General features: G+C 66.9%; 23 protein-coding genes. 15 read left to right on the forward strand and 8 right to left on the reverse strand.

The annotated features are described in order from the left end of the window. The first annotated feature begins 135 nt into the window (after positions 1–135). The 4 genes from pstC to ACZ3HL_RS16125 are packed head-to-tail and all read left to right on the forward strand — an operon-like array spanning position 136 to position 4638. Entirely contained in the window at positions 136–1125 is a 990-nt protein-coding gene (gene pstC, locus ACZ3HL_RS16110; RefSeq protein WP_465421745.1) for a phosphate ABC transporter permease subunit PstC, read from the forward strand. After that, positions 1125–2249 (forward strand): phosphate ABC transporter permease PstA, encoded by a 1125-nt coding sequence (gene pstA, locus ACZ3HL_RS16115; RefSeq protein WP_126735604.1) that lies wholly within the window; start codon positions 1125–1127, stop codon positions 2247–2249. Before pstC ends, pstA begins: the two co-directional genes overlap by 1 nt. A gap of 23 nt (positions 2250–2272) precedes the next feature. Then, a complete protein-coding gene (locus ACZ3HL_RS16120; RefSeq protein WP_465532229.1) occupies positions 2273–3085 on the forward strand; it encodes a phosphate ABC transporter ATP-binding protein in 813 nt (270 codons plus the stop codon). Further along, the gene (locus ACZ3HL_RS16125; RefSeq protein ID WP_465421740.1) at positions 3082–4638 is read left to right on the forward strand and encodes a substrate-binding domain-containing protein; all 1557 of its coding nucleotides are present in this window, start codon (positions 3082–3084) and stop codon (positions 4636–4638) included. Before ACZ3HL_RS16120 ends, ACZ3HL_RS16125 begins: the two co-directional genes overlap by 4 nt. Positions 4639–4694: 56 nt before the next feature. Here ACZ3HL_RS16125 and ACZ3HL_RS16130 read toward each other — a convergent pair whose 3' ends face one another. Then, positions 4695–5606 carry an NADP-dependent oxidoreductase gene (locus tag ACZ3HL_RS16130; RefSeq protein WP_465421737.1) on the reverse strand — a complete coding sequence of 304 codons (912 nt, stop codon included), beginning with the start codon at positions 5604–5606 and terminating at the stop codon, positions 4695–4697. 99 nt (positions 5607–5705) lie between these two features. Here ACZ3HL_RS16130 and ACZ3HL_RS16135 point away from each other — a divergent pair, with 99 nt between their 5' ends. Further along, entirely contained in the window at positions 5706–6167 is a 462-nt protein-coding gene (locus ACZ3HL_RS16135) for a GNAT family N-acetyltransferase (RefSeq protein ID WP_465531686.1), read from the forward strand. On the opposite strand, the gene ACZ3HL_RS16140 is transcribed toward ACZ3HL_RS16135, so the two are convergent. Beyond that, positions 6145–7098 carry a helix-turn-helix transcriptional regulator gene (locus tag ACZ3HL_RS16140; protein ID WP_465531688.1) on the reverse strand — a complete coding sequence of 318 codons (954 nt, stop codon included), beginning with the start codon at positions 7096–7098 and terminating at the stop codon, positions 6145–6147. The two genes, ACZ3HL_RS16135 and ACZ3HL_RS16140, sit on opposite strands and share 23 nt — an antisense overlap. Before the next feature lie 63 nt (positions 7099–7161). On the opposite strand from ACZ3HL_RS16140, the gene ACZ3HL_RS16145 reads away from it, so the two are divergent. The 3 genes from ACZ3HL_RS16145 (at position 7162) to ACZ3HL_RS16155 (ending at position 9742) form a co-directional block, all read left to right on the forward strand. Further along, complete coding sequence (locus ACZ3HL_RS16145) at positions 7162–8289, forward strand: epoxide hydrolase family protein (protein ID WP_465531690.1); 1128 nt, start codon at positions 7162–7164, stop codon at positions 8287–8289. Continuing rightward, on the forward strand, positions 8286–9371 hold the full coding sequence (locus tag ACZ3HL_RS16150; RefSeq protein WP_465532231.1) for a winged helix DNA-binding domain-containing protein: 1086 nt from the start codon (positions 8286–8288) through the stop codon (positions 9369–9371). Before ACZ3HL_RS16145 ends, ACZ3HL_RS16150 begins: the two co-directional genes overlap by 4 nt. A gap of 74 nt (positions 9372–9445) precedes the next feature. Then, entirely contained in the window at positions 9446–9742 is a 297-nt protein-coding gene (locus ACZ3HL_RS16155; protein ID WP_034312745.1) for a hypothetical protein, read from the forward strand. Positions 9743–9759: 17 nt separating this feature from the next. Here the strand turns inward: ACZ3HL_RS16155 and ACZ3HL_RS16160 are convergent, their stop codons facing one another. Beyond that, positions 9760–10530, reverse strand: coding sequence for an FHA domain-containing protein (locus tag ACZ3HL_RS16160; protein ID WP_465421725.1), 771 nt, complete (start codon positions 10528–10530; stop codon positions 9760–9762). 98 nt (positions 10531–10628) lie between these two features. On the opposite strand from ACZ3HL_RS16160, the gene ACZ3HL_RS16165 reads away from it, so the two are divergent. Continuing rightward, the gene (locus tag ACZ3HL_RS16165) at positions 10629–11000 is read left to right on the forward strand and encodes a PH domain-containing protein (RefSeq protein WP_026467493.1); all 372 of its coding nucleotides are present in this window, start codon (positions 10629–10631) and stop codon (positions 10998–11000) included. Positions 11001–11405: 405 nt separating this feature from the next. On the opposite strand, the gene ACZ3HL_RS16170 is transcribed toward ACZ3HL_RS16165, so the two are convergent. From ACZ3HL_RS16170 to ACZ3HL_RS16180, 3 genes are all read right to left on the reverse strand, one after another. Next, complete coding sequence (locus tag ACZ3HL_RS16170; protein WP_465531692.1) at positions 11406–12287, reverse strand: IS3 family transposase; 882 nt, start codon at positions 12285–12287, stop codon at positions 11406–11408. Further along, complete coding sequence (locus ACZ3HL_RS16175) at positions 12284–12571, reverse strand: transposase (RefSeq protein WP_465531694.1); 288 nt, start codon at positions 12569–12571, stop codon at positions 12284–12286. Before ACZ3HL_RS16175 ends, ACZ3HL_RS16170 begins: the two co-directional genes overlap by 4 nt. Before the next feature lie 528 nt (positions 12572–13099). Beyond that, positions 13100–13282, reverse strand: coding sequence for a hypothetical protein (locus tag ACZ3HL_RS16180; protein ID WP_465531696.1), 183 nt, complete (start codon positions 13280–13282; stop codon positions 13100–13102). A 47-nt stretch (positions 13283–13329) separates the two neighbouring features. Here ACZ3HL_RS16180 and ACZ3HL_RS16185 point away from each other — a divergent pair, with 47 nt between their 5' ends. Both ACZ3HL_RS16185 and ACZ3HL_RS16190 read left to right on the forward strand, forming a co-directional pair. Next, the gene (locus ACZ3HL_RS16185) at positions 13330–13785 is read left to right on the forward strand and encodes a hypothetical protein (protein ID WP_465531698.1); all 456 of its coding nucleotides are present in this window, start codon (positions 13330–13332) and stop codon (positions 13783–13785) included. Next, positions 13782–14813 carry a serine/threonine-protein kinase gene (locus tag ACZ3HL_RS16190; RefSeq protein WP_465531700.1) on the forward strand — a complete coding sequence of 344 codons (1032 nt, stop codon included), beginning with the start codon at positions 13782–13784 and terminating at the stop codon, positions 14811–14813. The genes ACZ3HL_RS16185 and ACZ3HL_RS16190 overlap by 4 nt, the downstream gene beginning before the upstream one ends. Before the next feature lie 13 nt (positions 14814–14826). Here the strand turns inward: ACZ3HL_RS16190 and ACZ3HL_RS16195 are convergent, their stop codons facing one another. Then, positions 14827–15297: an NUDIX hydrolase gene (locus ACZ3HL_RS16195; protein ID WP_465531702.1), complete on the reverse strand. Its 471-nt coding sequence runs from the start codon at positions 15295–15297 to the stop codon at positions 14827–14829. 10 nt (positions 15298–15307) lie between these two features. Next, a complete protein-coding gene (locus ACZ3HL_RS16200) occupies positions 15308–16051 on the reverse strand; it encodes a DUF5919 domain-containing protein (RefSeq protein WP_465531704.1) in 744 nt (247 codons plus the stop codon). 242 nt (positions 16052–16293) lie between these two features. On the opposite strand from ACZ3HL_RS16200, the gene ACZ3HL_RS16205 reads away from it, so the two are divergent. From ACZ3HL_RS16205 to ACZ3HL_RS16220, 4 genes are all read left to right on the forward strand, one after another. Then, a complete protein-coding gene (locus tag ACZ3HL_RS16205) occupies positions 16294–16539 on the forward strand; it encodes a hypothetical protein (RefSeq protein ID WP_378440264.1) in 246 nt (81 codons plus the stop codon). 4 nt (positions 16540–16543) lie between these two features. Then, positions 16544–17005, forward strand: a complete 462-nt coding sequence (locus tag ACZ3HL_RS16210; RefSeq protein WP_465531706.1) for a hypothetical protein — start codon at positions 16544–16546, stop codon at positions 17003–17005. Between the two features lie 303 nt (positions 17006–17308). Next, positions 17309–17542: a hypothetical protein gene (locus ACZ3HL_RS16215; RefSeq protein ID WP_465531708.1), complete on the forward strand. Its 234-nt coding sequence runs from the start codon at positions 17309–17311 to the stop codon at positions 17540–17542. Then, the gene (locus ACZ3HL_RS16220) at positions 17520–17774 is read left to right on the forward strand and encodes an AMED_5909 family protein (protein ID WP_465531710.1); all 255 of its coding nucleotides are present in this window, start codon (positions 17520–17522) and stop codon (positions 17772–17774) included. Before ACZ3HL_RS16215 ends, ACZ3HL_RS16220 begins: the two co-directional genes overlap by 23 nt. Positions 17775–18079 lie beyond the last annotated feature (305 nt).

Below are 18079 nucleotides of genomic sequence, written 5' to 3' on the forward strand. Positions count from 1 at the left end.
GATTCACACGCGCCCCGTCGGGCGTTCTCCGCTTGGACACCTTTCGCGGTATCGGGCCGCACATACTGGCCGCGTCGAGGGGCGACGTGGTGTGCCCTGAACTCGTTTACATACCAACGCGAAGGAAGGCCGCTCGTGACCGTCGCGCCACCCCGGCCCGACCCGTCCCCACCGGGAACCCCGGTGCGGCGGGCCATCACCGAAGTCCTTTCCCGGGCCGACCGGGCGTTCCGCCGGGTCACCACCGGCGCCGGGCTGGCCATGCTGGGAATCCTTCTGGTCATCGGCTTCTTCCTGGTCTACCGGTCCGGGCCCGCCTTCGACAACAGCGGTTTCGGGTTCTTCACCACCATCCGGTTCGATCCGGCCTCCGGGGTACTCGGTGTCCTTGGCCTGCTCTACGGGACGATCGTGGTCGCGCTCATCGCGGTCCTGGTCGCCGTGCCGCTGAGCATCCTGGCGGCGCTGTTCATCACCGAGTACTCCAGCGGCCGGGTGCGCGGTTTCCTCACCGGCCTCGTCGACCTGCTCGCCGCCATCCCCAGCCTGCTGTACGGCCTGTGGGGATTCAGCTTCCTCGGCCCGCAGATCGTCCCGGTTTCCACGTGGCTGACCGAGAACCTCGGCTGGTTCCCCCTGTTCGCGTCCAAAGAGAACACGCTGTACATCCAGTCCATGTTCATCGCCGGGCTGGTGGTGTCCCTGATGGTCCTCCCGATCACGACCTCGGTGATCCGCGAGGTCTTCGCGCAGACTCCGCCCGGGGAAAAGGAAGCGGCGCTCGCGCTGGGCAGTACCCGTTGGGGGATGGTCAAAACGGTCATGCTGCCCTTCGGCCGGGGCGGTATCATCGGCGGCTCGATGCTCGGGCTCGGCCGTGCGCTCGGCGAGACGATCGCCGTTTCCCTGCTGCTGCCCCAGGTTCCGGAGATCACGAAGCACGTCCTCCAGTTCGGCGGTGCGACGATCTCCGGGTTCATCGCCAACAACTCCGGCGCGTCAGGGCTCTCCCTGTCCGGGCTGATGGCGGCGGGCCTGGTGCTGTTCGTCTTCACCCTCGCCACGAACTTCACCGCGTCGGTGATCATCTCCAAGAGCCGGTCCGGTGCGGGAGTGGATGCCTGATGACCACGACCCTCACTCCCCCGGTCTCGTCGGGCCCGCGCAAACTCGTCAAACGCCGACCGTCGGAGACGACCCGGCAGGATCGGCTGGCGGCGCTCGGCTGCGCGGTGTCGGCCACGCTCCTCACCTGGTTCGTCATGCATCTCCTGCTGGATTCCCCCGGCTGGCTGGCGGATCTGATCGTCGCCTACCTGCTGTACCTGGCGATGCTCTACCTGGTCACCCGCGACCGTCTCGGCAGGCTCGCCGCGTCGGACCGGCTGGTCTCGACGATCGTGGTCTCCGGGGCGCTCACCCTGCTCGTCCCGTTGCTGTTCCTGTTGACCTACATCGTGATCGAAGGCGCGCCGTATCTGCGCCTCGGCTTCTTCACCCACGACATGTCCGCCGTCGCGCCGACCGATCCGGTCACCGCGACCGGCGGTCTGCACGCGGTGGTCGGCACCCTCCAGCAGACCGCGCTGACCCTGGTGTTCGTCGTTCCGCTGGGCGTGCTCACCGCGATCTTCCTGAACGAGACGCGGTCGCGGTTCCGCCGCCCGGTGCGGATCATGGTCGACGCGATGAGCGGTCTCCCGTCCATTGTGGCCGGTCTGTTCATCTACGCGGCGCTGATCATCCCCGGTATCCAGGCGGGGGTGGGACTGTTCAGCTACAACGGTTTGATGGCCACTTTGGCCCTGACGATGGTCATGCTGCCGACGGTGACGCGGACCGTCGACGTGGTGCTCCGGCTGGTCCCGGACGGCCTGCGCGAGGCGTCGCTGGCCCTCGGCGCGAGCCGCGCGAGGACGGTGTGGTCGGTGGTCCTGCCCACCGCGCGCACCGGCGTCACCACCGCCGTGATCCTCGGGATCGCCAGGGTGGCGGGCGAAACGGCACCGCTGCTGTTCACCTCGTTCGGCTCGCTCGCGATGAACGCCAACCCGTTCTCCGCGCCACAGGAGAGCATCCCGCTGTTCATCTTCCGCTTCATCAAGCAGCCGCTGGAAAACGTCCAGCAGCGCGGTTACGTCGGCGCGCTCGTGCTGATCCTGCTCATCTTCGGCCTGTTCGCGATCGCCAGGATCGTCGGGCGCGACCGGTCGAAGCGCAAGGCGAAAAGAACGAAGGAGAACCGGTGACCGACACCACCGCATTGTCCACTGTGGACGAAGACCGGGTCGCCTTGACCGGCGGTCCCCCGCCCGGCGCGGCCGAGCTCGAGTCGCGCGAGATCGGCGCCTGGTTCGGCGACCGGCTGGTCCTCGAAGGCGTGTCGCTGCGGATGCCCGCCAAAGAAGTGACCGCGCTTATCGGCCCGTCGGGCTGCGGCAAGTCCACCTTCCTGCGCATCCTCAACCGGATGCACGAGCTCGTCCCGTCGGCGTCGCTAACCGGTGAAGTCCTGCTGGACGGTCAGGACATCTACGCCGACGGAACCCGGCCCCAGCAGGTCCGGCTGCGCATCGGGATGGTGTTCCAGAAGCCGAACCCGTTCCCGGCTATGTCCATCCGGGACAACGTGCTCGCCGGACTGAAACTGGCCGGCGTCAAATGCGACGACAAGAACGCGCTCGTGGAACAGAGTCTCGAACGCGCCGGGCTGTGGCGCGAGGTCCGCGACCGCCTGAGTTCGCCCGGCGGTGCCCTCTCCGGTGGGCAGCAGCAGCGGCTCTGCATCGCCCGTTCGCTCGCGGTGCAGCCGAACGTGCTCCTGATGGACGAGCCCTGCTCCGCGCTCGACCCGACGTCGACCCGGCGGATCGAGCAGACGATCGCCGAGATCGGACATGAGGTGACCGTCGTGATCGTCACGCACAACATGCAGCAGGCCCAACGGGTTTCGGACCACTGCGCGTTCTTCCTCGCGGCCGAGAACGAACCCGGCCGGGTGATCGAGCACGGTCCGACGGACACGATCTTCAACGCGCCGTCGGACGAGCGCACCTTCGACTACGTGAACGGGCGGTTCGGATGACGACCTTGCGCAGAGTGGGCGCTCTGGGCGGGATCTCGGCGCTGTTGCTCTCGATCTCCGTGGCGGGCGCGCCCGGCGCGGCGGCGCTCAGCAGGGTCACGGGCTCGGGATCCAGCTACGTCGGCGTGGCGATGACCGACTGGCAGAACGGCGCGACGTCGCGGGGTATCCCGGTCAACTACTCGGCGACCAACTCGCCCGCCGGCGTCAACCAGTACGGCGACCGGACGGTCGACTTCGGCGGGACCGAGGCCGAGGTCTCCTCGCTCCTCGCCGCGGGCGGTGGCGGGGTGACCGCGCAGACCCGCGGCTACCAGTACGTCCCGGACGTGGCCGGCGCGGTCGCCGTCATGTACAACGTCACCGACCAGGCCGGGAAACGGGTCGACTACCTGCATCTCACCCGCGAGGTGATCGGCCGGATCTTCAGCCGGGACATCACCCGCTGGAGCGATCCGGCGATCACCGCGACCAACGGCGGGAAGTCCCTGCCGGACCAGCCCATCACCCTCGTCGGGCGGACCGGGCAGTCCGGGACGACGGCGCTGTTCTACGACTTCGTCGCGCACGCGGCACCCGACGCATACCAGCGTTTCGTCTCCCGCAACGTCGGCAACGGGATGGGCAGCCTGCCCGCCGGGGTGCGCCCGATCCAGCTGCCCGAACGGGGGCCGGACGCCGACTGGTACCGGCTGCTCGCGGACTCGGACCAGATCGCGCAGGCCATCGGCAAAGCGACCATCCCGTTCTCCATCGCCTACGACGAATTCGCCTACGCGCAGCGCCACAACGTGCCGTCGGCATGGGTGCGGAACGGCGCGGGGCAGTACACGCAGCCCTACGCGGAGAACATCGCCTCCGCGCTGAAGTTCGCGGAACTCCGCCCGGACCTCAGCCAGAAACTCGACAAGGTCTACTCGAACGCGGATCCGAAGACGTACCCGATTTCGGCGTACTCCTACATCATGATGCCGTGCACGAGCGGCCGGGACACCTGCCGCGGCGGCTATGGCGACCAGGGCAAAACCGACACGATGACCGCGTTCCTCGAACACGTCGCCTGCGACGGCCAGATCAACATGGCCCGGATCGGCTACTCGCCGCTGCCGCCGAACCTGTCGCAGGAGATCATGAACTCCAACGCGCGGCTCACCGGGCAGCCGCCGAAGCAGCTGAACGCGGGCAACTGCGCCAACCCGACCTTCCGCGGCAGTCTCGGCGCGGGCGCCACCAGTCCGCCCGACCCGCTGGTGACCGCCGGGATCATCGCCCCGAACGGCAAACCCGCGACCGGACAGGGGACCGCCGGACCGAACGCGTCGACAGGCCCGAGCACGGGGCCGGCCACCGGTGACAAGACCGCGACCGCGACGGCGAGCCCCGACGAGGAATCGGCGGGCGGTGGCTCGAAGAACTGGCGGGAAGCCGCACCGGCGGCCTACGACGAGGGCGGGTTCGGCGGCTTCGGGGGCTGGGCGGCACTGGTGCTCTTCGTGGCGATCGTGACGCCGTTAGCGGTGCGCGGGGTGATCCGGAAGCTGCGGAAAGCTTAGGGGCTCGTGAGTGGTAAGGACGGTTAGAACCGTCCTTACCACTCACGAGATCGACCTCAGGGGAAGGTCAGCACGACCTTGCCCCGCCCGTGCCCGGTCTCGATCTCCCGGTGCGCCGCCGCGGCCTCGGTGAACGGATACGTCCGCCGCACCAGGAAACGCAGCTCCCCCTTGGCGTACAACGACGCCAGCATCCCCAGCCGCTCGGCCGACCGGGTCCCGGTGACCACTCGCGCCCCAGCCTCGGGCGCGCGCCCGTGCTCGACCAGCGTGAGCACGCGGTCCGGATTCCCGACCAGCTCCAGCGACAGGTCGAAGGCGACCCCACCCGCCCCGTCGAGCGCCGCGTCGATTCCGGACGGCGCGAGCGCGCGCACCCGGTCGGCGAGGCCGTCGCCGTAGACGACCGGTTCGGCGCCGAGCGAGCGGACGTACTCCTGGTTCGCCTCGCTCGCCGTCCCGATCACCCTCACCCCGCTCAGCGCGGCCAGCTGGACGGCGGCCGTGCCCACCGCGCCCGCCGCCCCGTGGATCAGCAGTGTCTCGCCACGGGCGACCCGAAGTGCCTCCAGTGCCAGAGACGCCGTCTGCGTCCCCGCCGTGAACCCGCCCGCGACCTCCCACGGCATCTCCGCCGGCTTCGGCGTGACGTTCTCCGCGGGCACCACGATGTACTCGGCGTACGCCTGCACGGCGGTGAAACCGAGCACCTCGGCCCCCGCGACGAGGCCGGTAACCCCGGAACCGACCTCGTCGACGACCCCGGCGAACTCGTTCCCCGGGACACGCGGCCAACGCAGCTCCAGGCCCGCGGGTTCCCATCCCGCCCGCACGGCCGCGTCGTAGGGCTGCACCCCCGCCGCCTTCACCCGCACCCGGACCTCCCCTGCCCCGGCGTGTGGCTCCTCCAACTCCAGCACCCGGAGCACTTCCGGGCCACCGGCTTCCGTGAACGCGGCCGCTTTCATCTTGTTCCTCCAGTTCGTCCCCAGCTGTCGGAACCCAGCCTCATACCTCTAGATAGCTGGAGGTCAAGAACTGTCGGTGTGACGTTCTAAGCTGCGCACGTGACGAGCTACCGCATCTCCAGGGCAAGCGCTTCCGACGCCGGCAGGCTGACGGCGCTGATGCACGAATCGGCCGCCTACCAAGGGGAGTACGCCTCGATCCTCGAGGGCTACCAGGTCACCGAGGACTACCTCGCCACCCATCCCGCGTTCGTCGCGCACGCGCAGCAGGAAGTGGTCGGCTTCTACAGCCTGATCGAGTACCCGGCCGAGCTCGACCTGCTGTTCGTCGCCGATTCGACCCAGGGCACTGGCATCGGCGCGTGGCTGGTGGAGCACATGCTCGGGCAGGCCGCGGAGCTCGGCATGACCGAGATCCGCGTCGTCTCCCATCCGCCGGCCGCCGGGTTCTACGAGCGGATGGGTGCCCGCCGCGTCGGTGTCATACCGCCCAACCCGCCGAAGATCACCTGGGAGCGCCCGGAGCTGGTCTTCGACGTCAAGCGTCCACCGCACGACTGAACCGGCCGATCAGTTTGCGCAGGTGACCGGCGAATTCCGGGGAGTCGACGACCTCGAAGTCGGTGTCGAGCAGGCCCAGGTAGAGCGCCAGGTACTCCAGCGTGTCCGCACCGGCTTTGAGCAGGCAGGTCCGCTCGTCGACGGCTTCGACGACGACGGCGGGCGGCACCTTCGCCGCGGCTTCGGCGGCCGGGGCGTGCAGCCGGATCGTGGCCTGATGCCGCCACAACGCCGCGCCGACACCGCGTTGGAGGTAGGCGACCACGCCGCCTTCGGGTGGTTCGCGTTCCTCGAAACGCCGTCCGTTGGGCGTGCGCGGCCGCACCCGATCGGCGCGGAACGTGCGCCAGTCCTGTTTGTCGACGTCCCAGCCGACGAGGTACCACCGGCGGCTCATGTGCACGACGCGATGCGGCTCGACCTGCCTCCGCGTCTCGGATCCGTTGTGCCCCACGTAATCGAAGCGCAGCGTTTCGCGGTCACGGCAGGTGGCGGCGATGGCCGCGAGCACCTCGGCGTCGACCGTGGGCCCGCCGCCCTGCACCGCGAGCGTCGCGGAGTTCAGCGCCGCGACTCGGTGCCGTAGCCGCGAAGGCAGCACCTGCTCCAGTTTCGCCAGCGCGCGCACCGACGTCTCCTCGATCCCCGCGATCGTGCCGCCCGCGGCCGTGCGCAGGCCCATCGCCACCGCGACGGCCTCCTCGTCGTCGAGCAGCAGTGGGGGCATCGCCGCGCCGGCGCCCAGGGTGTAGCCGCCGGAGACGCCGGGCGTCGCATCGACGGGATACCCCAGACCGCGAAGCCGCTCGACGTCGTTCCGGATGGTCCTGGTGGTGACGTCGAGCCGGTCCGCCAGTTCCGGACCCGTCCAAACGCGCCTGGCCTGCAGCAACGACAGGAGCCGCAGCAGCCTCGCCGAAGTTTCCGCCATGAATCCCACCTTGTCCGCAATCGCGGAACGAACCTTTCCGCAATGGTTCCTAATCTAGCCCCCATGACCGAGATCAAGCCCTTCCGCATCGCCATCGACCAGGCCGAACTCGACGACCTCAAGGACCGCCTGAACCGCACCCGCTGGCCCCGCGAGGTCACCGGCGACTGGAGCCGAGGTGTCCCAGTCGCCTACCTCAAGGGACTGGCCGAGTACTGGGCCGACGGCTTCGACTGGCGCGCCCAGGAAGCCGAGCTGAACGAGTTCCCGCAGTTCACCACCGAGATCGACGGCCAGACCATCCACTTCCTGCACATCCGGTCGACCGCCCCGGAGGCGCTGCCGGTACTCCTCACGCACGGCTGGCCGAGCTCGCCGTTCGAGTTCCGGCGAGTCGTCGAGGAACTCGCCGGCGAGTTCCACCTCGTCATCCCGTCCCTGCCCGGTTACGGGTTCTCGAACCCGGTGAGCGGCCCCGGCTGGGGCAACCTGTTCCGCGTCGCGCAGGCGTGGACCACGCTGATGGATCGCCTCGGCTACGAACGCTTCGGCGTCCACGGCACCGACGCGGGCGCCGGGGTCGCGGGCATCCTGTCGATGATCGCCCCGCATCGCGTGGCCGGCGTGCACCTGACCGGGACCAGCGCGGGGATGCCGTTCGGCCCGGCTCTCGACCTGGACGGCCTCGACGACAAGGACCGTGAGCGCGCCGAACGCTTCAACCGGTTCCAGTCCGACGGCCTCGGCTACCTGCACCTGCAGGCGACCCGGCCGCAGACGCTGGCCTATTCGCTGAACGACTCCCCCACCGGCCAGCTCGCGTGGATCGTGGAGAAGTTCGCCGAGTGGACCGATCCGGCCAAGGAGCTGCCGGACGACGCCGTCGATCGCGACCACCTGCTGACCGCGGTCAGCCTGTACTGGTTCACCGGGGCGGGCGCCTCTTCCGCGCATGCTGTGTACGAAGGAATGGAGGCCTACCGGCAAATGTCGGAAGGCGGCTGGGGCGAGGCGCCCGCCGGTCCGCCGCGAGCGATCGCCGTCTTCGCCGGGGACACCACGATCCGGAGCCTGCAGGACGGCCCGGTGGAACACTGGTCCGAGTACGGCACCGGCGGTCACTTCCCGGCGATGGAGGTCCCCGGCCTGTTCGCCGAAGACCTCCGTGCTTTCCTGCGAAAGTGCGTCTGACGATGGAGCAGCTGAGCCCCCGGGCCCTCAACCGCGCGACGCTGGCCAGGCAGCTCCTGCTCGAGCGCGCCGATCTTCCCGCTGTCACCGCGATCGAGCGGCTGGCCGGTCTCCAGGCGCAGGCCCCCGACTCGTCGTATGTCGGGCTGTGGTCGCGGCTTCGGGATTTCCAGGCGGACGAGCTGGCGAAGCCGCTGGCCGCCCGCGAGGTCGTCCGGACGACGTTGATGCGCGGCACGGTGCACCTGGTCACGGCCGCCGACGGCGTCGCCCTGTGGCCGACCGTCAAATCGGTGGTCGAGCGCGGTTTCCTCGGCCACTACTCGCGGGAGATCGCCGGACTCGATCTCGCCGCGATCGCCGAAGCGGGGCGCGCCCTGCTGGCCGAACGCCCTCGCACACGCGCCGAGATCCGGACCGCGCTGGCGCCTCGATGGCCGGACGCCGACCCGCAGACCCTTGCGTACGCGGTCAACAGTCTTCTCCCGCTCGCGCACGTGACCCCGCGCGGTCTGTGGGGCCGGACCGGCCCGGCCGCGTTCGCCCTGCTCGAAGACTGGGCCGGTGAGCCGATCGCGGCCGGGATCTCCCTCGACGACCTGGTGCTGCGCTATCTCGCGGCGTTCGGCCCCGCGACCGTCCGCGACGCACAGGTCTGGTCGGGGCTCACTCGTCTGAAGGAGGTCTTCGAGCGGCTACGGCCCAGGCTGGTCACCTTCCGCGACTGTGCGGGGAAGGAACTGTTCGACCTTCCCGGCGCACCGCGGCCGGACCCGGAAACCCTGGCACCGCCCCGGTTCCTGCCCGAGTACGACAACGTCCTGCTCTCCCACGCCGACCGCGTGCGGGTGATCCCCGACGGACGCCGTGTTCCGTTGCCTCCGGGTAACGGGGGCCGCCGGGGCACCCTGCTCGTCGACGGTGAATTCCTGGCCATCTGGGCGATCAAAGGGGCGACATTGACGATCGAATCGCGGAAGCCGTTGCGAGATCGGGATTCGATCGCCGAGGAGGGCGCTCGGCTCCTGGAATTCGTAGTACCGGGCTCCGCGCACGACGTCCGTTTCGGCATCGGCGGATAACGTTCCGGCCTTTCGCCGTAACGATGGGCGCCGTTCGGGCGAAGCAGCCGCCAAGAGCCTGAAGGGAGCGGGCCATGAGCAAGAACTACGGGTTCATGACGGTGCTGGCTGGGCTGAGCGCGCTCGCGGTGATCGCGGTCGCGGCGGTCTGGCGGTACCCGAACACGTCGGACGTCACGGCGGTGATCACCGCGGCGGGAACGGTGATCGGCACCGTGGTGGGCGCCTTCTTCGGTGTGAACGCGGCCTCGGCGGGACGCGTGAAGGCCGAAGAGAGCCGGGATCAGGCGACCGCGGCGCTGGTGAAGGTCGCGGGCGAGGCGGAAAGAGGAAGCGACGTCGCCAAGACGGCGATGGAAGGCGTGAGCTGACCGTCCCTTATGGACAGTCAGTCGAGCGCTTCGAGCAGGGCGAGGTCCGGCGGGACGAGCGTCGTGGACAGCACGAGCTCACGCAGCAGGTTGTCGTTCAACGCGTTGCCGACCGGCTCGCCGACCTCCTCACGCCGCAGACCGAAAACACCGCCGGCGGACAGCCGCGTCCGGACGTCGATGACGACGTGCTCGACCCTGCGCGCGGTCCACGTCTCACCGGGGCGGAGCTCGGTGAGCACCTCGGCCGTCTGCTGGCGGGACAACGGCTGCGGATTGAGGTCGTGCAGCAGGTAGCGCTGCCCGAAGACGACCAGGACCAGGCGTTCTTCCGCGCTGAGGCGCCAGCGGCGGGGCGGCACGGTGACGTCGTCGTGCCGGGTGACGGGCTGCCCTCCCTCGGGCCCCGCGACGTACAACTCGAGCAGGTGCTCCCGCCTGCCCGAACCGCGGACGAACAGCGGCGTGTAGCCGTCCGACAGGGGGATCGGCTCCTCGCCGCGCGACAGCCAGCGGGAATTCGGCAAGCGGATGGGCAGCTGGCCGGTGTTGCTGACCCACCACTGCCCGTCGGTGAAGTTCAGGAGCCCGTGCCTGCGGCTGACCTGCAGGTCGTTCTCCCCCACACAGACGTCGACCTGCGGCCGGTTACGCCCGAACGTGATCGCACCGCCCTCGCCGGGGTCGACGGACACGCCGCCCGCGAGCGTGAGCGCGAACACCGCGCCGGGAGCCGACGGCGGCACGCCGAGCGCCAGGCTCTCGTGCGTCGTCGTGAGCCGCTTCATCGTGCCTCCTCCTGTTCCCCGGCAGTATGCGGGACGCCGCCGGGGACGGGTCCCGGTGTCGCGCTCGTCCGCCTGTTTCCGTCCGTATGTTGGAGTACATGATTGACTTCTCCAAGGACACCGTCTTCAAGCTCACGCCGTGCAAGCCGAAGGACATCGCGCCCACGGTGCAGCCGATCATCATCCCCGGCGAGGAGATCATCTCGTCGTTCAAGGCGGTGCGCGACTTCGTGGTGTTCACGAACAAGCGGCTGATCGCGGTGAACGTCCAGGGCATGACGGGCAAGAAGAAGGACTTCACCTCACTGCCGTACAACAGGATCCAGGCCTTCTCGATCGAAACCGCGGGCACCTTCGACCTCGATGCCGAACTGGACCTCTGGTTCAGCGGGCTGGGGAACGTGCGGCTCGAATTCCGTGGTTCGGACATCCGGGCGATCGGGCAACTGATCGCCACCCACACGCTTTAGCCTCCTCCCGCATTTAGTCGACTACGTGCGTTGGGGGCTAGGCCGCGGGCGGGCGTTGGGCCGGGTGGGTCATGAGTGCGATTCGGGTTCCGTCCCTGATTGCCACTCGCGACCCACCCGACTTGGCCCCGCCGGCCGCACGCGTTGCGAAAGCCACTTTCGCAACGTTGAAGGTTGCGAAAGTGGCTTTCGCAACGCCCGGCCTGCGTTCCGCGGGCGTTCGGGTCACTAGCGCCGACCGCCACCGCCGTGCGCGAATGGCCGCCTCGCGTGACTGGGCGGCCGACTCGCGTGATCCGATGGACGACACGCGTGTCCAGACGGACGACTCGCGGCGGAACCCCTCGTGCGCGTGTCGTCCATGCAGTCACGTGGAGTTGCCCCCGGATGGCGGACACGGGGTTTTCACGCGGCTTGGTGGTGACTGTAGCTGGTTCGGGTTTCGTGGGGTGTTCGGTGGCTGAGTGTCGAATGTAGACGGTTGTGGTTGTAGTAGTGGAGGTAGCGGTATATGTCGTGTCGTGCCTGGTCGCGGGTGCGCCAGATGGTGGTGCCGATCTCGGTTTTGAGGGTGGCGAAGAACGCTTCGGCGACGGCGTTGTCGTAGCAGGACCCGGCCCGTCCGATCGACGGGCGGATCCGGTGCTCGGTGAGCGCGGCGCGGAACTGGCCGGAGGTGTACTGGACGCCGCGGTCGGAGTGGAACACCGCGTCGGGGCGGATCAGGCCGCGTGCGGTGGCCAGGGTGATGGCGTCGCAGACCAGGTCGGCGCGCAGGTGATCGGCCATCGCGTGCCCGACGACCTCACGGTTGTGCAGGTCGATCACCGTGGCCAGGTAAAGCCAGCCCTGGAAGGTGGGCAGGTAGGTGATGTCCCCGACGAACCGCCGGCCAGGGCGCTCGGCGGTGAAATCACGGCGGATCACATCCGCCACCGGTGGCACCGGGGTGGCGGCGGGTCTGGTCAGGCTCCGGCGTTTGCGGCGGGTGATCCCGGCCAGGCCCTGCTCGCGCATGAGCCGCTCGACTCGTTTGTGGTTCACCACGCGTCCGCGCCGGCGCAGCTCCGCGGTGATCCGGGGCCGCCCATAGGCGCCTCGGTGCTGCGCGTGGATCGAGGCGATCACCGCTATCAGCTCCCGCTCCTGTTCCGCCGCGGCCTCCCGGACGGCCTCGGCGGCGGCCCACTCGTGGAAGCCCTGCCGGCGCAGACCCAGTACCTGGCACAACCGCTTCACGCCGAACTCGGCGCGATGCTCGGAGATGAACCGGTAGCGGTAGATCATCGATCCATCTCTTTGGCAAAATAGGCGGCCGCTTTACGCAGGATCTCCTTCTCTTTCTGCAGCTCAGCGACCTGTTTCCGCAGTCGTTGCACCTCATCGATGACCTCGGGATCCTCCACCGGCCCGGCTTCAGCCGCTTGCTTGGCGGCATTTACCCACGACCGTAAGGTCTCGTGATTGACCCCCAGCTCGCGGGCGATCTGACGCAACGGCCTGTCACTCGTGTTGACCAGCTCGATCGCGTCACGACGGAACCGCTCCGGATACTTCGACCTGCGAGACACCAGGACATCCTCCCTCCAGACCAACGTCTGGAATCAAGGTGTCCGCTCCCAGGGGGCAACTCCACACGCGTGTCGTCCATCCGATCACGCGAGTCGGCCACAGGATCACGCGAAACCGCCGCCTGAGCTCAGGTACTCGTGAGTGGTAAGGACGGTTCTAACCGTCCTTACCACTCACGAGGGCTTACATGTTGATCTTATGGTTCCGGTGTTTCGCCGACCTCGGCATGATCGCTACTTTTGGCCGCCGACCTGCGCGGATAGGGCTGGACACTTCTCGCGTGTTCTCACCCCTACCCGACGTCTGACGGCCTGGAGACGGCCTGGCACTCGCCCACTCCTCCCCCATCTCCCCGATACGAAGCCATCCACGCGGCCGTCGCGTCGGGTCAAGGCACGCTTTCCCGCCTTGACGCGTCGTGACGGCCGTTGTGACGATCTGGCATCGGGGCGATGGCTCCGCGTAACAGCCGTTGGGCCGTTTGCGACATCGGTGGCACGAATGTCTCAGCGAGGAGGCCGACGTGCTCATTGGCGTACCTGCGCGCCGCTGGCGGCGGCAACACCTGTCCACGACTTCAGCGGGCGCACCGCCCGGCCGGTGGGCGGAGCGGAGCGGCAGCCCGCCGTGTCGGGCAAGGTGCGCCCGCAGGCGAGACGCGGACGCAAGGTGACCAGCGCGCCGCCGACGGCGGCGCGCCTTGATCCCATGGAGCCAAGTTCGGCAAGACATCGATACACATAACGGAGGAACAACCGTGAAGATTCTTGGAATGAAGTGCACCAAGGACAAGCTTGTCTGGGCATTGCTAGAAGGCACGAGCCACGCGGATGCACACGTCGCAAAATATGCGACCGCATCAGCGCCTTCTCTCGACCGTGGCCACCAGCTCGCATGGATCAGAAAAGAGGTTAACGAGATTCTTAACCAATCAAACCCTGACCAAGTCGCCCTACGGATAGTCGACGCCGGAGGAAGGGGAAATAGTCTTCCAAGAGCAGAGACCGAAGGGGTGGTTCAGGAAGCGGTCGCAACACGTGACATCTCGACCACCAGATACTACTCGGCGACCATCAGGGGAAAGCTTTCGGCAAAGAAGACCGCCGAAGTCGATGCAGCAATTGCACGAATCCCAGAAGTGTCCGCCACGCCCGCCGCCAGGCGGGATCCAGTACTGGTCGCGTTTCTCAGCTTTCCCAAGGGAGACGCATGACGATCGAACGAATCCGCAAGTTAGGAAGCGGATACTTTGGTGACGTGTGGCTCGAAAAGGACATAGCCCTAGACAGATTCCAAGCCACCAAAGTACTTAGAAACACGGAGTACTTCGAAGAACGGGACGTATTCACGGAAGCCAGGGCTATGCGCCTCGCGCAGCACGAGCATGTAGTCCAAGTCTACTCTGCGGAAATGGTAGACGGCATGCCCGCGATACGCATGGAATACTTGCCAAACGGCAGCATCGAAGACAGATACATGGGTGCACCACTACCCGTACTGACCGCATTGGAAGCAATTGAAGACGCGTGCCGAGGGCTCGAATTTCTTCATAATTCCAACTGGCTACACCGCGACATTAAGCCTGCAAATCTCATGCTCGATGAACGCCACAAAGTCAAAGTTTCCGATTTCGGCCTCGCAAGCAGCAAGGAGGCCTTCCCGGAGGCCCCTATCGGATATGTGACACACATCCCTCCAGAATCGATATCTACCACTGGGTGCATCGATAGCGTCGTTGGCGATATTTACGCCATGGGAGCAACTCTCTACAGGCTACTCAACGGTGACAAGCACTTTCGCGCACCGTTCGAAGAATCTGAGAATGTCGTGGAACTAATAGGAAGGGGCAAGATTCCTCCGCGAAACAACTTCCTACCCCACATAGATGACCGCCTCAGGCGAGTGGTCAGGAAGTCGCTGAATATCGTCCCGTCGCTGCGACACCAAACTGCCAGCGATCTTCGACATGCCATCGAGAAGGCTCACCCGAAAGTCTCGTGGTCAACTGTCGGAGATGAGTTTCAGGAGGGTTGGACGGGAACCTCGCCAGACAGAAAGACCGATTGGAAAGCCCGCATCTCCTTAACAAGAGGCGGTCAACACCGGTTTCAGATTGAGACCAGCAAAAACGGTGGCAAGTTCAGAAATATCAAATCGGACACCAAGGACTTCGATTCGAACCCTGAGGCAATCCAGCATGCCGCAACCATCCTGGACCGAGTTGCACGAAACGGACGATAAACGGCGCTCAGAGTCAAGAGTAGAAAACAGAGTCACCCCCTGAACACGCATGTTCTATCCTCAGCCTTATAGATGAATGAATCCGCATGTTCTCTAACTTATCAACTTCGACCCAGTGCACTTCTTTACTTTCACTGCTCGCGCGCAAACCTCCACCAACTGGACTCGCACGAAAGCAGATCGAGAATTCCTGGCGTACCTCGCCATCGTCGTAGGCGATGACGTGGTTCGGGTTCGAGTACAGGCCGATCACCCCAGTAACCTCGCACTCGATGCCGGTTTCCTCCCGCACCTCCCGCACAGCGGCCTGCGCCAAGGTCTCGCCGAGCTCGAGCTGTCCGCCGGGGATCGCGTACAGGTCGTTGTCGGTGCGCCGGATCATGAGGATGCGGCCTTCGTCGTCCTGGATGAACGCGGACACCGCGACCGCGATGCTGTTCGCCTTGGGGGCGTCCGGGTCGTTGTAGTAGTCGACGCGTGCCATGTGTGGCCTCCTAGAAGGTGGCGGGCTTGGCGAGGTTCCAGACGGCTTCGAAGCTCTCCGAGTAGGTCTCGAAGAGGTCCCCGGCGGATAGCCGGCGGAGGTGCAGGGATGGGGCGTGTGCTCCCTGGAAGCCGTAGACGTGCGTGTTGATGATCATTTCGTCGTCGAAGCGGAAGATCGAGTTGTAGAGCGTGGTGTTGTGGAAGCGCATCTCCACCCCGTCTACCCCGATGAGCGGCCGGTAGAACGCGAGTGCGTTGCGAATGCGCGCCGCAAGCGTCCCGTCGCCTAGCTGCTCCTCGTCCCCGCGCAGAGCGACGCTCTCCCCTTCGGGATCTCCGAAAATCAGTCGTATCTTCGCCCCGGCCTGGGCTTTTGCGGTCAGGTCCTTGATGAACCGCGGGCGCTCCACCAGGAACAGCGCGGCGTGGACCAGGACCTCGACCGTCTCCGACGCTTCCTTGATCAGCCGGTCCCATAGCTCGACCGGGATGGCGTTGCGGTGCGGGAACACCCGCACGACCTCGGCGGCGGCCGTCTCGGCCTTGCGCTCCGGGGCCACCGAGTCCGGCCAGAGGTAGGTCTCTGACTCGCGCGCCATCGCGGCGATCTTGTGCCGGTGCTTCGGGTACGGCGTCCGCCCCTTGGTGATCCACCGTTCCACGGTCTTCTGATCGACCCCGGTGGCGTCGGCGACTTGTTCCAGCGTGAGGCCATTGCGCAGCAGGGCGTCCCGCAGACGTTCGTTCGGCATCCGCCCTCCTAGGGACTTTTAGGGACGTCTTCGACCGTACCAGGGACGTCCCTAGATGTCCCGCCACGTGGTGATCACGTCCCGCGTTTTGGCGGAGATTAGGTGCCAGGTTGCCGGGGACTCGCCCCAGCACCTCGACACCAAGAGGGAGGCAGGCATGACGACTCCAACCGCCGGTCGGGCAGCGTCCGCGCGCGGCTCGGGATCGTGGACAGCTCGCCGGTTCGCGATCTGAGCGCCCGATGCGTGACACGGTCCAGATCCACGTCACGGCAGACCTGCCGATCCGCGTCCGTGCGCTCACCTACGCCAACCGGGCGGAGATCCGTTTCGGCAAGGCGTTCCCCGTGGTCCTGCTCGTCGATTCCGACGCGATAGCGGTGCTGGGGAGAGAACTCGCAGAGGTACAGGCCGCACTGAACGCGGCTGCCGCAAGGGGCAAAGACGGCGACGAAGTGCCGACAGACACAGACAAGCAAGGGAACTAACGACATGGCTATCTACAAAGGACACCGCTTCACCATCGACTTCGACGAAGCGTTCGCGCAGGGCCTCGTGATGGTCGGCGAGGTCTCGCCGGACAACGAGTACCAGTCGCGGGAGGACCGTTCTTCGGGGCGTCCGGCTCGTCAGCGGGTCGACGAGGTGACGGGCAAGCGTCAGTGGAAGGTCACGGTGACCGACCCGGACGAGGTCAAGGCGAAGCGCGCGTCGTTCGAGATCACGCTGCTGGCCGACGTGCAGCCGGTGCCGACCACGTCGGAAGTGCTGCCGGGTATGCGGCCGATCGAACTGGAGGGCCTGACGGCTGAGCCGAAGGTGGCGGGTCAGGGCGAGTTCAAGTACCAGTCCTACCTGTTCCGCGCGACTGGCTTCAAGGCTGCGGCGTCCGGCGGCGGAGCGAAGTCGGGCCGGGCTTCCGCCGCTGCCGAGTCAACGCCCAAGGCTGCGTGATGGTGGGCGGGGCGCCGGGGGCGGCATCCCCGCACCTGGTCCAAACCTGGGAAGCCGCTTACCGCCACTACAGCGCGATGACGCAGCGGACCGCACACGGCGGGGATGCCCTGGCGGCACATGACATGGCCGTCGCTTCCTGGGCGGTGGCGTCGGCATGGCGGGAGCTGGCTACGCAGGGCCGGTTGCCGTGGTGGGTGTTGGCGGCGGTGACTGCGGCGGCTGAGGGGTTCGAGGAGAACGCACGGTCGTGGGAGATGCGCGCCTACAGCGAGGAAGGGCAGGGCGGTAGCGTTCAACGCGATGTGGAAGCCGGGACGGCAGGCGGTCGCGGGGATGCAGGGCAATGGTTCGGCAAACCCGGCGCTGGTGATCTATCTCGATCCGGACAGCCTGGCGATCCTGCCGCCGTCCGATCCGGCCGAGTGGCCGGAGTTCATCCGGCTCCTTCGCCAAATCCGCGACAGCGCGGACGAACTGGCCGTGTTCCTCGGCAAGCACAAGGCGGTGCGTGATGACGCCACCCGGCCGGAATGAGCCACAAACACTCCAAGAGGCGCACGCGCTCGCCACGGCCCGAAGGCCAAAGCCCGGGTCGAACCTGGAGACCTGGTTGAAGTTCCACCAGGCCAACGCCCGCACATATCAGGCGGCGTCCGATGTGGACCGCTGGCACCACCACGAACTCAAGTACTGGGTCGGCTACGAGGAACGCAAAGCCAAGGAGGTGGCCGCCCAGATCCAAAAGGAGAAGTCGCAAGCCAGCTGAAAACTGAATGACAGAGCGAAAAACGCACGCGGGGACGTGCGGCGTACAAACACGTCCTCAAACGCTTTTCTTGTCCTGTAAGGCGCAGAAGCGGAATCCGGCTACCAACCTTGCCGCTCCTGCGCTGTCCACAACCTCTGGAAGTGAACAATGACAACGCTAAACGATGGCAACAACCGACCGCTAGACGGGGTCACCCGAACGCGCTGCACAGTCTGCAAGCGGTTCGCCAAGCTCCTACCCGGCGAGACGGAATGCGCTCCCTGCCGGGGAATGCTGCCGCTCGACCTGACCGGCGGTGGTCG

The sequence above is a fragment of the Amycolatopsis sp. NPDC000009 genome (genome assembly GCF_055563465.1).

Excerpts from the sequence above, each read along its gene's own strand:
- pstA (WP_126735604.1), top strand. The coding sequence starts at position 1,125 with ATGACCACGACCCTCACTCCCCCGGTCTCGTCGGGCCCGCGCAAACTC.
- ACZ3HL_RS16125 (WP_465421740.1), top strand. The coding sequence starts at position 3,082 with ATGACGACCTTGCGCAGAGTGGGCGCTCTGGGCGGGATCTCGGCGCTG.
- ACZ3HL_RS16130 (WP_465421737.1), bottom strand. The coding sequence starts at position 5,606 with ATGAAAGCGGCCGCGTTCACGGAAGCCGGTGGCCCGGAAGTGCTCCGG.
- ACZ3HL_RS16140 (WP_465531688.1), bottom strand. The coding sequence starts at position 7,098 with ATGGCGGAAACTTCGGCGAGGCTGCTGCGGCTCCTGTCGTTGCTGCAG.
- ACZ3HL_RS16145 (WP_465531690.1), top strand. The coding sequence starts at position 7,162 with ATGACCGAGATCAAGCCCTTCCGCATCGCCATCGACCAGGCCGAACTC.
- ACZ3HL_RS16155 (WP_034312745.1), top strand. The coding sequence starts at position 9,446 with ATGAGCAAGAACTACGGGTTCATGACGGTGCTGGCTGGGCTGAGCGCG.
- ACZ3HL_RS16160 (WP_465421725.1), bottom strand. The coding sequence starts at position 10,530 with ATGAAGCGGCTCACGACGACGCACGAGAGCCTGGCGCTCGGCGTGCCG.
- ACZ3HL_RS16165 (WP_026467493.1), top strand. The coding sequence starts at position 10,629 with ATGATTGACTTCTCCAAGGACACCGTCTTCAAGCTCACGCCGTGCAAG.
- ACZ3HL_RS16170 (WP_465531692.1), bottom strand. The coding sequence starts at position 12,287 with ATGATCTACCGCTACCGGTTCATCTCCGAGCATCGCGCCGAGTTCGGC.
- ACZ3HL_RS16180 (WP_465531696.1), bottom strand. The coding sequence starts at position 13,282 with ATGGGATCAAGGCGCGCCGCCGTCGGCGGCGCGCTGGTCACCTTGCGT.
- ACZ3HL_RS16190 (WP_465531700.1), top strand. The coding sequence starts at position 13,782 with ATGACGATCGAACGAATCCGCAAGTTAGGAAGCGGATACTTTGGTGAC.
- ACZ3HL_RS16195 (WP_465531702.1), bottom strand. The coding sequence starts at position 15,297 with ATGGCACGCGTCGACTACTACAACGACCCGGACGCCCCCAAGGCGAAC.
- ACZ3HL_RS16200 (WP_465531704.1), bottom strand. The coding sequence starts at position 16,051 with ATGCCGAACGAACGTCTGCGGGACGCCCTGCTGCGCAATGGCCTCACG.
- ACZ3HL_RS16205 (WP_378440264.1), top strand. The coding sequence starts at position 16,294 with ATGCGTGACACGGTCCAGATCCACGTCACGGCAGACCTGCCGATCCGC.
- ACZ3HL_RS16210 (WP_465531706.1), top strand. The coding sequence starts at position 16,544 with ATGGCTATCTACAAAGGACACCGCTTCACCATCGACTTCGACGAAGCG.
- ACZ3HL_RS16215 (WP_465531708.1), top strand. The coding sequence starts at position 17,309 with ATGTGGAAGCCGGGACGGCAGGCGGTCGCGGGGATGCAGGGCAATGGT.
- ACZ3HL_RS16220 (WP_465531710.1), top strand. The coding sequence starts at position 17,520 with ATGACGCCACCCGGCCGGAATGAGCCACAAACACTCCAAGAGGCGCAC.